Source organism: Singulisphaera acidiphila DSM 18658, from assembly GCF_000242455.2.
GTDB classification, from domain to species: Bacteria; Planctomycetota; Planctomycetia; order Isosphaerales; family Isosphaeraceae; genus Singulisphaera; species Singulisphaera acidiphila.
The window spans coordinates 1,089,664-1,103,265 of the sequence record NC_019892.1 but is presented as its reverse complement, the minus strand read 5'-3'; the positions used below and the strand labels follow the sequence as shown (position 1 = coordinate 1,103,265).

General features: G+C 62.2%; 13 protein-coding genes. All 13 read left to right on the top strand.

Features of this window, described 5'->3' with window-relative positions; all coding sequences use genetic code 11:
* Window positions 1-224: 224 nt before the first annotated feature.
* On the top strand, window positions 225-1,316 hold the full coding sequence (locus SINAC_RS04340; protein WP_015244475.1) for an isochorismatase family protein: 1,092 nt from the start codon (window positions 225-227) through the stop codon (window positions 1,314-1,316).
* A 212-nt stretch (window positions 1,317-1,528) separates the two neighbouring features.
* Complete coding sequence (locus tag SINAC_RS04335) at window positions 1,529-3,124, top strand: alkaline phosphatase D family protein (RefSeq protein WP_015244474.1); 1,596 nt, start codon at window positions 1,529-1,531, stop codon at window positions 3,122-3,124.
* Window positions 3,125-3,376: 252 nt separating this feature from the next.
* On the top strand, window positions 3,377-3,601 hold the full coding sequence (locus SINAC_RS04330; RefSeq protein ID WP_015244473.1) for a hypothetical protein: 225 nt from the start codon (window positions 3,377-3,379) through the stop codon (window positions 3,599-3,601).
* 59 nt (window positions 3,602-3,660) lie between these two features.
* The gene (locus tag SINAC_RS04325; protein WP_015244472.1) at window positions 3,661-3,921 is read left to right on the top strand and encodes a hypothetical protein; all 261 of its coding nucleotides are present in this window, start codon (window positions 3,661-3,663) and stop codon (window positions 3,919-3,921) included.
* Between the two features lie 73 nt (window positions 3,922-3,994).
* Window positions 3,995-4,696 (top strand): response regulator transcription factor, encoded by a 702-nt coding sequence (locus SINAC_RS04320; RefSeq protein WP_015244471.1) that lies wholly within the window; start codon window positions 3,995-3,997, stop codon window positions 4,694-4,696.
* Window positions 4,693-6,225 (top strand): sensor histidine kinase, encoded by a 1,533-nt coding sequence (locus SINAC_RS04315; RefSeq protein WP_015244470.1) that lies wholly within the window; start codon window positions 4,693-4,695, stop codon window positions 6,223-6,225. Before SINAC_RS04320 ends, SINAC_RS04315 begins: the two co-directional genes overlap by 4 nt.
* 302 nt (window positions 6,226-6,527) lie before the next feature.
* Window positions 6,528-6,974, top strand: coding sequence for a nuclear transport factor 2 family protein (locus tag SINAC_RS04310; protein ID WP_015244469.1), 447 nt, complete (start codon window positions 6,528-6,530; stop codon window positions 6,972-6,974).
* Between the two features lie 119 nt (window positions 6,975-7,093).
* Entirely contained in the window at window positions 7,094-8,053 is a 960-nt protein-coding gene (locus SINAC_RS04305; RefSeq protein WP_015244468.1) for an alpha/beta hydrolase, read from the top strand.
* Between the two features lie 139 nt (window positions 8,054-8,192).
* On the top strand, window positions 8,193-9,707 hold the full coding sequence (locus SINAC_RS04300) for a cytochrome b6 (protein ID WP_015244467.1): 1,515 nt from the start codon (window positions 8,193-8,195) through the stop codon (window positions 9,705-9,707).
* 140 nt (window positions 9,708-9,847) lie between these two features.
* Entirely contained in the window at window positions 9,848-10,303 is a 456-nt protein-coding gene (locus SINAC_RS04295; RefSeq protein ID WP_015244466.1) for a DoxX family protein, read from the top strand.
* Between the two features lie 350 nt (window positions 10,304-10,653).
* Window positions 10,654-11,118 carry a hypothetical protein gene (locus tag SINAC_RS04290; RefSeq protein ID WP_015244465.1) on the top strand — a complete coding sequence of 155 codons (465 nt, stop codon included), beginning with the start codon at window positions 10,654-10,656 and terminating at the stop codon, window positions 11,116-11,118.
* A gap of 476 nt (window positions 11,119-11,594) precedes the next feature.
* The gene (locus SINAC_RS04285) at window positions 11,595-12,950 is read left to right on the top strand and encodes a sensor domain-containing diguanylate cyclase (RefSeq protein ID WP_015244464.1); all 1,356 of its coding nucleotides are present in this window, start codon (window positions 11,595-11,597) and stop codon (window positions 12,948-12,950) included.
* Window positions 12,951-13,197: 247 nt separating this feature from the next.
* A complete protein-coding gene (locus tag SINAC_RS04280) occupies window positions 13,198-13,434 on the top strand; it encodes a hypothetical protein (protein WP_015244463.1) in 237 nt (78 codons plus the stop codon).
* Window positions 13,435-13,602: the final 168 nt, after the last annotated feature.

Genomic DNA, 13,602 nt, shown 5'->3' with positions numbered 1-13,602 from the left:
AAAAATCCTGACTTGAATGTGAGAATCATCCGTGCGGCCAAGCATAGACTCGATCTTAATTGAATGCAATCATCCGACCGATGAGAACCTCGTGGGAGATCCTTGAGGCACGCACCACTCTCCGCGAGAACCTTGCCTCCCTGACTCGTCACGATCAGAATTCGATGGAGAAGAGGGCGCTACGCCCCCCGTCGTTCCTCAATTGGGAAGGGAGACTCGTTTTGATGGGCACAGTTCCCGCGATTCGATGGTTCGGCCTGATCCTCACTCTGCTGTTTGTCCTTTCCGAGACCGAGGTCAAGGCTCAGGAAAAGGGGACAAGAGTCTACGAGAATCGGCTCACACCGTTGTCGAACCCGAAGCCTCTTTTGGCCGATCACCCTGAGTTCGTCGCGCCAATCGAGGAGGTTACCCGTTTCGAGGCGCCTGTACTTGTCGACGATCCGGACGCCGACCTGAACGTGAGGGCCTGGCGCTTCACTTATAACGGACGCGGGATCATCGAGATGCCCAACCGGCTCCGGGCGGCCGACACGGCCGTGATCATGGTCCACCCCTGGGGGATCGACGATGGCCAAGGCTGGAAGACCCCCGAGCCGAACGGTGTCTGCGACTTCTGCACTCCCGCCAAAAACGAACTGGCCGCCCGCCACACGCGGGAAGTGGTCAACCCATTCCTCAAGTCGCTCCGGGGCCGGGTCAGTCTCGTCATGTTCAGCCTTCGCGGACCGTCCGACCCGATCCGCAAGAAGATGTACCGATCGTTCACTCACCGACCCACTGCCGCGGAACGAACCGAGGGGCAAAAGGAGTTGAAGGAGAAACTCGCCAGCCTGACCTACAAGGGAGAGCCACTCCCAAAAACGCTGACGATCTCCAGCGACCAGCCGGTCATCGACTACTTCCGTCAGTTCCCGGGCCTCGACGCGAGCTCGCGCTACAACGGCCTCCACTTCTGGGACGTACCGGTTCCGATCACGAAGGACATTGACACCAACGAGAATGACGTCGTGATCTTCGACGAGGACGGCTACGGGCCACTCCGCGACTTCCTCAAGCAAAACAAGGTCCGTCATGTCCTCTTGACGGGATACGCAACCGACATGTGCTATTGCCGCACGACGGCCGGCTACGAGAACCTCTCGAAGGATTTCAACGTCTTCCTCGTCGGCGACGCCAGCCTGGCCACCTTCCCGAGCAACTCCACCCCGCGCTTCGCCACCAACGCCGCACTCTCATTCGCCGCGCTCAACCAGCTCATCACGCAAGTCTCCTGGGTCAAATACACCGGCACGAAAGCCGTGGCCCGCGATTGAAAGCCAGCAAGACGACTTTTCTGCCCTCCTGTAGAATGATTCGGTTCGCGAAATCCGCCCTGATTGGGGCCTCGAACAGGCGAGCAGCCTGACTCGAAGTCACCAGGCGGCCTCAACGTGGTTCGAGCCCCAATCACGGAACGGAGTCCCGAACCAACCGGGAACCCTCCGTGGATTCCACTCCGAAACTTCTTAGCCGAGGATCGTGCCCCATGTCGGACCTGGACCTGTCTGCGATTCATGAGTTCGCACGCCGTGAAGGGGGCTTCAGCCGGAGGACCTTCCTCGCCTATAGCGCCGCCCTCTCGGCCTTGCCCGGGCTTGCGGAACGGTCGCAGGGTGCCGTCCTGCGACGAGCCACGTTCGCCGGCAATCCGTTCAGCCTCGGCGTGGCGTCGGGGGATCCGACCAGCACGGGGGTTGTGCTCTGGACCCGGTTGGCCCCCGAACCGCTCGTTCCGGGGGGCGGGCTCTCGCCGGTCGCGATCGAGGTGCAGTGGGAGATCGCCGACGATGAGGCCATGACGAAGGTGGTCCGCCAGGGAACCGCGCTGGCCACCCCGCAACTCGGCCACTCGGTTCATGTCGAGGCGGATGGCCTGAAACCGGACCGGTGGTACTGGTATCGGTTCCGGGCCGGCGACGCGGAGAGTCCGACTGCACGTACCCGAACCCTGCCCACGCCCGCCGCTCAGCCCGATCGGCTCCGGTTCGCTTTCGCCTCGTGCCAGCACTATGAGACAGGACTCTTTACCGCCTACGAGCACATGGTCAAAGACGACCTCGACCTGATCCTGCACCTGGGCGATTATATCTACGAAGACGGGGGGAGACCGGGGCACGTCCGCCAACATCTCGGCAAGGAGATCGAGTCGCTCGACGACTATCGGATCCGCTATGCCCAGTACAAGTCCGACCCACTGCTCCAGGCGGCCCACGCCCGCTGTCCCTGGTTGGTGACCTGGGACGACCATGAGGTCGACAACAATTACGCAGGAAGCGTGTCGGCCGTCAAAGGGGTCGATAGCCTGGCCTTGCTGGCCCGGCGTGCGAACGCCTACCAGGCCTACTACGAGACGATGCCGTTGCGACGCCCGTCGCTCCCTCGCGGTCCTCACATGCGGCTCTACCGCAAAGCCTCCTTCGGACGCCTGGCCGAACTGCTCATCCTCGACACCCGCCAGTACCGCTCCGACCAGCCGAACGGCGACAAGCCGGCCGACCTGAACGCCGAGGCCCTCGACCCGAAGCAGACGATGCTCGGCGAGCGCCAGGCAGGCTGGCTCCAAGCGTCGCTGCTCACCTCGCCCGCCACCTGGAACGTGCTCGCCCAGCAAGTCATGATGGCCCTGGTCAAACGGAAGCGAACGGCCGAGTCGCTCTACTCCATGGACCAATGGCCCGGCTATGCCGCCGAACGGATCCGGCTGGTTAAATTCCTGGCCGAACGCCGAGTCCCCAACCCGGTCGTGCTCACCGGGGACATCCACTCCAACTGGGTCAACGACCTCCGCGTGGACGACCGCAATCCGGAGACTCCCATCGTCGCGACCGAGTTCGTCGGCACCTCGATCTCGAGCGGCGGCAACGGAACCAGTACCCCCAAGGGCCTCGAGACCCTGCGCGATGAGAACCCGTGCGTGCGATTCTTTGATGCCCAGCGCGGTTACGTCCGCTGCACCGTGACCCCCGGCACCTGGCGGACCGATCTCGTCCAAGTCGAAGACATCAGCCGCCCCGGCGCACCGGCCATCGAACGAGCCTCCTTCGTCGTCGAAGCCGGCAAGCCGGGTGCCCAATCCGCCTGATCTCAGACGCAACCCGTACTCCCATCAAAACTCTCGCGGAGGGGGGCATAGCCCCCTTCCTTCGAAAAGCAGACGCATCTCAGGACAATTTTCGGATCCCGAAACCCTTATACTACTGGCGTTTGCAGCAACCTTTAGAAGACTTAATCTTCGTTTAACGATCACCTTAGCCTCGGTCGATAAGCTTCCTCTCGGATCGCCGATGTGCTGGCTCAATTCTTGCCACCACGTCAGAACCCGGGAGGAAGTGTTATGGACTCGTCCGCATTCCACGTCTTGCTCATCCCCATCTGCCAGGGCATCGGCTTCGGATTGATCGCCGGCACGATGATTCATCGCGCAATTGGGTGGCTCACCGCTCGAGGCGATCGGCTCACGTCGGCCCGGGAAGACTCATTCGCTCTGGAGAACTGGCGGCAGGATGAAGGTTCGCCAAAGATCGGCGACTCCAGAGTCAATTGGAAAAACGCTTTTTGAAACAAGGCAATAAGCATCAAAAAATTCTATCAATAGCAACACAATCAGCGAGGCTTCCCATGATGCTCTTGACGTTCATGAAATACGCCTTGGCCCGCCTCGACAACTCATCGACGCACACAGATGATTCGATGCACAAGTCTCTGACGGATACGGTTGAGACGTCCCCGAATGACCCTTGCGAGGATGACCTGACTTGGTTCAGCCTGAGTCTCGACCACCGGCCGAGCGGCCGAGCGCACGACGAGTTGGCCCGGCTCAGCCTGACGACCCCCGAGGCGGATTCAGCCGCAAATTCCGATTTCGACCGATGGATGTGAGTGCGACTATTCCGCCACTGTCTACAATGAAGAGGTTGAGGCTCCTTCTCCAGTCGATCGGCGGGACCGGTTCATGGGCATCCGCATTTTGATGGTCGAGGACGACGAGTTGATTGCGACATCGGTCGTCCGAGGTCTGCGCGAGGAAGGGTACGTCGCCGAGCGGGTCTCCAATGGCGAGGTCGCCTGGTCGATGTTGCAGCACAGCGATTGGGATCTCGTGATCCTCGACTGGTGGCTACCGGGCCAGGATGGCCTGACGATCCTCCGCCGTTTCCGCCAGCGCGACCGTGATACGCCCGTCCTGTTCCTGACCGCCCGCGACTCTGTCTCCGACCGGATCATGGGACTCGATGGAGGCGCGGATGATTACCTCTGCAAGCCGTTCTCATTCGACGAACTCCTGGCCCGGATCCGCGCCATGCTTCGCCGCGCAGAGGGAAGGGCCGGCACCGTCTTGACCGCAGCCGACGTCTCGATCGACCTGGCAACCCAGCGCGTCGAGCGGGCAGGGCACCCCCTCGACCTCACGGCCAAGGAATATGCGCTCCTGACCTACTTTCTCCGCCACCCCGGCGAAGTGCTCTCCCGAACCCGGATCTACGAGCACGTCTGGGACGAGCGTTACGACGGGTTGTCGAACACACTCGAAGTCCACATCTTCGAGTTAAGGCGAAAGCTCGAAGCGCAAGGCGAACGGCTGATCCATACGCTCCGAGGCCGCGGTTACGTCTTCGGTGCCACGCCCGGCGGTTCGGAGGGAGATTCGGCATGAGCCTGGCCACCCGCGTCTCCGCCTTTTTCCTCACCGCCCTGGGGATCACCCTGCTCGGGTTCTCGGTCGTCCTGTACGCGCTGGCCGACCACCACCTGGACCGGGAACTTGACGATCGGCTGGAAGCCGCGCTGGGAACTCTGGAGGCCGCCGTGGACGTCGAATCGGACGGCCTGGAGTGGGAGCCGACCGAACGTCGCCTCACCCTCGGTCTGGAACCGGGCGTGGAGCAAGTGCACTGGTCGGTCCAGGACGAAAGCGGGCGGACCATCGACCACTCGGCCAACATCGGGCACGACTCCGGCCACTTTCCCTTGACCTGGAAGCCGAGCACCTGGCCAACGGAACCGACGGACGGGACGGTCTTCGGCTCGAGCCCGGGGTGGCGACTGGCCGCGCGTCGGCTCTTGCTCCAAGACCTCTTGCAACACGGACGGGGCCACCCCGATGACGATGATCCCGACGAAGACGCCGAGTACCCTGTCCTGGTGATCACGGCCGGGATTTCGCCCGCCTCGGCCGAGGCCAGTATGAGCCGCCTCGGCCTGACCTTGGCCGGCCTCTCCACGGGCCTCTGGCTGGTGGCCGCAATGCTGGGACGCAAGCTCTGCCGACATGCGCTGGCCCCCTTGGGCACCATGGCGTCAGCCGCCCGCGAGATGACCGCAGCCGGACACGGCGAGTTCCTGCCGACCTCCGGAACCCGTGACGAACTGGAGGATCTCCGCGTCGCCTTCAATGAGCTGCTGGCCCGGCTCCACGAAACCCATGAGCGGCAGAAACGATTCACAGGGGATGCCTCGCACCAGTTGCGGACCCCGCTCGCGGGCCTGCTCAGCCTGGTCGAAGTCATCCGACGCCGGGCCCGGCCCGCCGCCGAATACGAACAGACGCTCGACCAGGTCCATCAAGAAACCCTACGTCTCAGCCAGATCGTTGAATCCTTGCTCTTCCTGGCGCGAGCGGAGGCCGACGCGGAATTGCCGAAGGCCGAGGTGGTCGACCTCGCAGCCTGGGTCCCTGCCCAGATGACCCGCTGGATGGAGCACCCGCGCGCCTCCGACCTCCGTGAGGAAGGCCCCAACGATCCGCTCCCGATCCTGGCACACCCCTCGCTACTCGCCCAGATGCTCGAAAACCTGCTGGACAACGCCCTGAAGTACAGCGAACCAGGTACCCCAGTCCTGATCCGGACCTGGCACGACTCGGCCTCCGTCTTTCTCTCGGTGGAGGATCGGGGAGTTGGCCTCACCGACGACGAACGGGCCAGGGTCTTTGAGCCCTTCTATCGCTCGCCCCAGGCGCGCCAGATGGGCCGGACCGGCGTCGGCCTTGGCCTCTCGATGGTCAAACGGATCAGCGTCGCCTTCGGCGGTTCGATCGAGGTGGAGAGTAGCCCGGGCCGGGGAAGCCGGTTCGTACTGAGCTTCCCCGCGCGGCCCGCCTTTCCCACGATCCCTGAACTCGACCCGGCTTACAGCTTCCGGAACCCGATCCAGGCGAAACCGAACGCAGCCCGAGTCTTCTGAAATTCCCCCCGCGGCCCCTCCCCCCAGGGCCGCCCACGGCGGGCCACGTCCCTCGACGATGACGATCGTCGAGAGACGGCGGCCCGCCGTTCCTTCGTTTCGAATCGAAACCAAGGACCGATCATTCACCAAGAGTCTTAACCAAGGAACCCACAAGAACAAAACACAAAAATCATACATCTTCATAATATTCCAAAAATTTCACACTCAATATTTTTTCTTTTCCGTGTTTTTCTGCGTGCTCTGTGGTTAAGTTTCCGTCAAAACAGCACATCATCCCGAATTGACCGTGAGGTCTCCCAATGATCGTTCCTCCGTTTACCCGAGAATCCGCGATCCAGAAGGTCCGTATGGCCGAGGATGCCTGGAATTCTCGTGACCCGGAGCGTGTGTCGCTGGCTTACACCGAGGATTCGGTCTGGCGAAACCGGATCGAGTTTCCAATCGGCCGCGAACAGATCCGCCAATTCCTGACGGCCAAGTGGGCCCGCGAGCTCGATTACCGCTTGATCAAAGGGCTCTGGGCATTCACCGACAACCGGATCGCGGTGAAATTCGAATACGAATGGCACGACTCCACGAACCTCTGGTTCCGGAGCTACGGCAACGAACTCTGGGAATTCGACGAGCGGGGCTTGATGCGCCGTCGTGAGGCGAGCATCAACGACCTCCCCATCCTCGAGACCGACCGCAAATTCTTCTGGCCCGCGCCCGGCCCGAGGCCAGCCGATTATCCTGGCATCGGATAATGGTTGCCGCGCATGCTATGGTCTCAATAACCCATGGCAACCCGGCACACCACGCGGGCCAAACTGAACGCCGGCATGCGTTGTGCAAGTGGTCCTCAATAACGAAATGGGAACCTGCAATGACCCCGAATGTTCAACTCGAGCCCGAAGCCGAGGAGTTTGCCAAGGCGACGGCGAATCCCCCCTTTCTCTTCGAGCTCAGCCCGGAGAAGGGGCGTGAGGCCGTGGACGAGGTCCAGGCGGGTCCGGTCGACAAGCTCCCCGTCGATGTCGAGGAAATCACCATCCCGGGCGGGCCGAGCGGGCAGGTCTCCTTCAGAATCGTGCGCCCGCAGAACACCTCGGGACTCCTCCCCATCGTCTTCTACACCCATGGAGCCGGTTGGGTGTTCGGCAATGCGCACACGCACGACCGACTCGTCCGGGAACTCGCAGTAGGCGCCGAGGCCGCCGTCGTATTCGTCAACTACAGCCTGTCACCCGAAGCCAAGTATCCGACGGCAATCGAAGAATCGTACACCGCGCTCCAATGGGTCGTGGCCAACGCCACCCAGCACGGCCTCGATCCCGAGCGGTTGGCGGTGGCGGGTGATAGCGTCGGGGGGAACATGGCCGCGGCCCTCACCTTGATGGCCAAAGAACGGGGCGGGCCAGCCATTCGCCAGCAGCTCCTCTTCTACCCGGTGACCGACGCCTCATTCGACACCGCGTCTTATCAGCAGTTCGCCACCGGATATTTCTTGAGCCGGGCGGCAATGATCTGGTTCTGGGATCAGTACACGACCGACCCGAAACAGCGGCAGGAGATCACGGCGTCTCCCCTCCGCGCCACCCTGGAACAGTTGCGCGGGCTCCCGCCGGCCCTGGTGATCAATGGCGAGGCCGACGTCCTGCGGGACGAGGGGGAAGCATACGCCAACAAGCTGCGAGCGGCCGGAGTCCGAGTCACGGCGGCTCGCTTCCAAGGGACCATTCATGACTTTGTGATGCTCAATGCCCTGGCAAACTCAGGCGCAGCTCGCGGCGCGATCGCTCTCACCACGGGCTGGTTACGCCAGGGGTTCGCCGATTCACGTTGACGGACTGAAACCATCCGATGACTGGCAGGTAAGAGCGCTGAGTAAAGTAGCAACATCGGGCGGGAGTGGGCACGACGGTCGCCGGCCGCCGTGGACCCTGACCGCAGCTTCGTTCTTCTCAAACGGGAGAGCTTTCCAAATGACACGGGAACAGACACCATCGGTTCCAGGAAAGGCGACGCCCATCATCGTCGCCCGGCTCGCGTTGAGAATCGGGAACCATCCACGAATCCATCCCAAGCGACCATGGCGGGTCGTCCCGACCACTCTCGCCTTGCTGGTCCTCCCCGTGCTCCTCCCGCCGAGAGTTGCCACGGTCCGAGCCGAGGAACCTGCCATCAAGTCGAGCTACGACCAGGTGGCCCCCGTCCTGATCGGCAAGGAAACGTTCCAGGCCGTGATGACCAAGGACAAGGCCGACAAGCCGGCGGTCCTGGCTCGCCAGAAGGAACTGCTGGAGACACGCTACAACCTTACCTCACGGCCGGACAGCAAGGTCAGCATGACCCGCGGTAAGCCGATCCAGGTCGGCCCGACGGCCAAACTGCCGGAGGGGGTCACCTGGGACAAGCTGGCCGAGATGTCTCCCGAAGAGATCCGCGAGAAGGGCCTCTTTCCGAAAGGCTACCTGCCGCTGCCCCACCCCAAGCACGAGGCCGGGGGCATGCTCTTCCCCCAGATGGAGATCAAGCAACTGCCTCGCCTGGAGCGGTTCGACATCGATTTCGACCTGCCCGAACACTTCCTCCCCGAATTTCCGCCCCCCGTCTTCCTGACCACCCGAACCGACCTGGGCGACGTCTCTCAGGGCAAGCTCATCACGGTGGACAACTTCCAGGAGATCTTCCAGGGGATCCTGAACGCCAAGGACCTCGAAGGCATGCGTTTGCTGGTCACGCAGTTCCCCCAGCAACAGTTCAACGCCACGCGCGACCGCAAGACCGAGAATCCGATCGCGATGCAGGGCGTCTCCTGCTTCGACTGCCACGTCAACGGCCACACGTCGGCGGCCACCCACCTGGTGGGCGATATCCGGCCCCAGTCGCACCGCCGCCGGCTCGATACGCCGAGCCTGCGCGGCGTCAACATTCAGCGTCTCTTCGGCTCGCAGCGCGCCCTCAAGTCCATTGAGGACTTCACCGAATTCGAGCAGCGTGCGGCCTACTTCGACGGCGATCAGGTCTCGGCGGCGGCCAAGGGGATCAACCCCCTGGAGCGAGGCAGCCAGGTGCACTTCATGTCCGAGGTGCAAGAGCTCCTCGACTTCCCGCCGGCCCCCGGCCTGGGGATCGACGGCAAGCTCAACCCCAAGAAGTTCGGACCTGACTCCCTGGAAATGAAGGGCCAGAACGTATTCTTCGGCAAGGCCGACTGCGCCAGTTGCCACCCGGCCCCGTACTACACCGACAACCTCATGCATGACCTGAAGGTCGATCGCTTCTACAAGACCCAGACCATCAACGGCCTGGTCGCAACCGCCCAGGGACCGATCAAGACGTTCACACTTCGCGGCATCAAAGAGTCTCCGCCTTACTTCCATGATGGTCGATTGCTCACGCTCGAGGACACGGTTGAGTGCTTCAACCTGATCCTGGAGACCAAGCTTTCCGCAGAGGAAAAGGAGGCCCTGGTGGCCTTCATGCGTCAACTCTAAAAGCGGCCTCCGCGCATCCGGTCACCTTCCCCGGGGACCGGGCGCACCCCGCATTCCTGATCTCGTCTCGGCCCTGACCAACCGATCCCCACGATGAGCCTCTTGGCCATCGTGGGGATCGAGCAGACGGAGACGTTCAAATGCGATGGTTCTTTCCGACCTTCCTCGGCGGCCCGGCCGCGTTGGGACTTTTTGTCCTTCGACTCGTGGCCGGTTCCGCCATGATGTTGCACGGCTGGCCCAAGATCCAGCACGCGACCAACTGGATGGGCCAAGGTGCCGCAGTCCCTGGCCTCCTGCAAGCTCTGGCCGCCGTGGCCGAGTTCGGCGGCGGCCTCTGCTGGATCCTCGGCCTTTTCACCCCCCTCGCCTCGTTCCTCGTCCTCTGCACCATGGCAACCGCCACCGTGATGGTCCACCTCCCCCAAGGCCACCCGTTCGTCGCCCATGCCCCCGGCGGCCCATCCCTCGAGCCCGCCCTGAGCTACCTCGCCATCGCCGTGGCCCTCCTCCTGATCGGCCCCGGCCGCCTCTCCCTCGACGCCCTCCTCTTCGGCCGGCGCCAGCAGGCGGACTCCCCACACATCAACGCGTAGCTCATCTTGGCATTCTATCGAATCCCGCTGATCGGTCCGACCAGCCCAACCAGGCCGCGGACCTTTGGGGACAACACATCACCCATCGGCAACTCGATCATCCCTCCAGCGAATCAGGCTGCTTGACGTCGATCGGCCCCAAGCCGTTGCGGAGGATTTCGGCCAATGGCAAGATCCGAATCCTGAAGGTAGACTGACTCACGGTCGCGTACTCCTTTGACTTGTTGGCAAGTTTGGTGTCGGTGAGACTTCACCAAGGGGACGCAGCCCTTTTCATTTCCTCCATCCACGATCTGGCAATACCTCGGCAAAACTCGGACGGTGCCTGTCGCCAAGGAGAGACGGCGGAGATGAGGATCGCCTTCGATCTCGACGACACTCTGATCCCTGGCGTAGTCGTCTTCCCCGTTGAACGTCGGTGCTTTCTGGCAAGACTTCTTGGTCACGAGCAAATACGGGACGGGACCGTCGCCCTGATGAAGTCCTTGGTCAACCAAGGATGGGACATCTGGATCTACACGACGTCGTTTCGCAGCCCAGGCTATGTCCGGATGCTGTTTCGTCTCCACAGCGTTCGCATCGCGGGTGTGATCAACCAGGCTCTCCACAACGAGACGGTGACCGGCTGCGGACACGCCTACCAGGACTGCTCCAAGTATCCGCCAGCGTTTAACATCCACCTGCTGGTAGACGAGTCCGAGGGAGTTTGGCTCGAATCGCAGCGGCACGGCTTCGACATCGTCCTCGTTCGGCCCGATGACCCTGCTTGGGCGGAAGCCGTCGTGGCCAAGGCTCGATCGATGTCGGAACGTTGAGTCTCGTATGACATCGGCCTATTGTTCCCAGCCCCATCGTCTAGAAAATAAAAACGGCATTCCTTTGCTACTCTCCCATCAGGCCAAGTCAGACCGCGGCTTCAACGGGGGCGGCCTCCAAGCGGATTCGGAGGCCTGGGGCGCAACCTGCTCGATGCAACCAGAAGCGGGCAGGGCGTACGCGGTCCCAAGGGGAGACAACCGATGGAAAGACCAGCCCCAGAGCAGGCAAGATTGCATTATCGCGTGCGGGCAATTCTCAAGAATCAATTTTTCGCAGGGGTATTGATATCCTATGTCTCTTGAAGTAGCGTCACTCGCCGAGGTCCGAGGCGATTCGTCGGTCCCTTCATGAAATCCAGGATGTCAGCGCAAATGATGGTCGCGGATGAGTGCTCAGGATAAGCCAAAGGTTGCTGCGTCACCCTGGTGTCCTCAATGCAAATCGATGGTGCCTCCAAGAGAACGGCCAAGCGATGAGTCGAAACGGCGAAAAACGCTTGCGGGCATCGATCAGCCACGGCAATCCCTATGCTGGGCTGCAGGACGAGACGGATTTTCGCGATCCGGCGATCGGCCAAGGGCGGAGCAGGAAGGATCGGAGAGTTCAGCAGGCAGTTACCACGGCAGGGAGGGCGCGGGAATCGGGTCTTGAACTTGGCGACGAGGTCGCCTATCTCTCGAGAATTCTTACCGTCCAGACGGAGATCGGTAGGGTAGGGCGTGATATCAACAAGGTCATGGCGCTGGTCGCGGAACGCTCCCAGACGCTGACGACAGCCAATGGAGCGGTCGTCGAGCTTGCGGACGGTGAGGATATGGTCTACCACGCAGGCAGTGGCGCAGCCACGGGCCATCGGGGGACGAGGATCGCGGTGGCCTCCTGCTTGTCGGGCCTCTGTGTCCGGACGGGCGAGGTGCTCCACTCCGAGGAAACGCGGACGGACCCGCGCGTCAACCAAGAGGCCTGCCGGCGGATCGGGATCCGCTCGATGATCGTCGCGCCACTGGTCTACGGGGGCCGAACCGTCGGCGTGCTCAAAGTGTTTTCCCCCAGTCCCTGGCGGTTCGACGATCGTGATGTCTGCACACTCCAGTTGATGGCCGGGTTCGCCAGCGCGGCGATGGGACACGCAGCCGAGTCCAAGGCCAGGCTGATCCTGCTCGACGAACGGACCAAGGCGATGGAAGCGCTCCGACGGAGCGAGGAGCAACTGACCGGGCAACTCGGCCTGACCCGCCAACTGAATCGCGAACTGAAACAGGCGAATCGCCAACTCGCGGAGATCGCCCGAACCGACGGGCTCACCGGACTGAAGAACCGACGCCACTTCGACGAGGCTCTCCAAGAGGGTTATTCGTTTATGTCTCGGCGCGGTGAACCGGTCTCGGTCGTCATGGTCGATGTGGACGAGTTCAAGCGGTACAACGACTCGTACGGACACCAGGCGGGGGATGAGGTCCTCCGGGCTGTCGCCACCGCGCTGCAAGCCAGCGCACGGCGTCACGATACGGTGGCCCGGTTTGGCGGCGAGGAGTTTGCTCTGCTCTTGCTGGGTGCCGACCTCACGGCCGCAGCCACGCTCGCTGAGCGACTCCGCCTGGCCGTCGAGGCTGGTCCTTGGACAGACAGGCCGGTGACCGCCAGCTTTGGAGTCGCCACTGTTTGGCCCGGTTGCACCAGCCCGCTGGAACTCGTCAAACAGGCCGACCAGGCGCTCTATCTCTCCAAACGACGAGGGCGAAATCGAGTGACCTGCCACGACCCGTCCACCTTGGAAACCGACGCCCAGGCAACCACCAGACCAGCCCCAGGACGAACAAGCAGGTGAACCTCACCCGGCTTCGCCTTCGTCCACCCTCCCCATTACGCCGCCCCTCACTGCCACTGCAGCAACTCGTTTCATCTCGCCTTAATCGACTTAACCCCTGACTCTTCATCCCATTAGACATCCGATTCACTTAAAACCTACTACGTTTCTTCTCAATCTCTATAATACCGATCGAGTTTCTTGACATCGAATTGCGGGGCGCGTATACTCCCTGGTGTCTGATAGTGGCCACGAAAGGAGGCTGTTCGTGTTGACCCGCTTAGAGATGAACGGACGAATTGACGCTGACCATTCCTCGCATACGCCGGAGCTGCTCCAAGGCGGGCGGGTTTGTACGGCCGTCATCGACCCGTTGAGTGAGCGGGCCTCCTCGAACATCGCCTTGCTTTACGGCGGCGTCTTCTCGAGGCCGGCGAAGGAGAGTGGAGTGGCCCCGCAGCGGGCCTGGTTCCCCTCCGCCACTCGCAAGGCGTTCGCACGATAAACGGCAAATGCTGGTCCCTGAATCACCGGGGATCTTAGCCAGCCGGAGAAAGGGCTGGGACGTCCCCAATGCGACCCAACCCTTTCACGAACCAAGCGACCCGCTTCCGATCGTCGAACCGAATCAAGGTCGACGACCCGAACGTTCTTTCACTCTGTCTCTCACTTC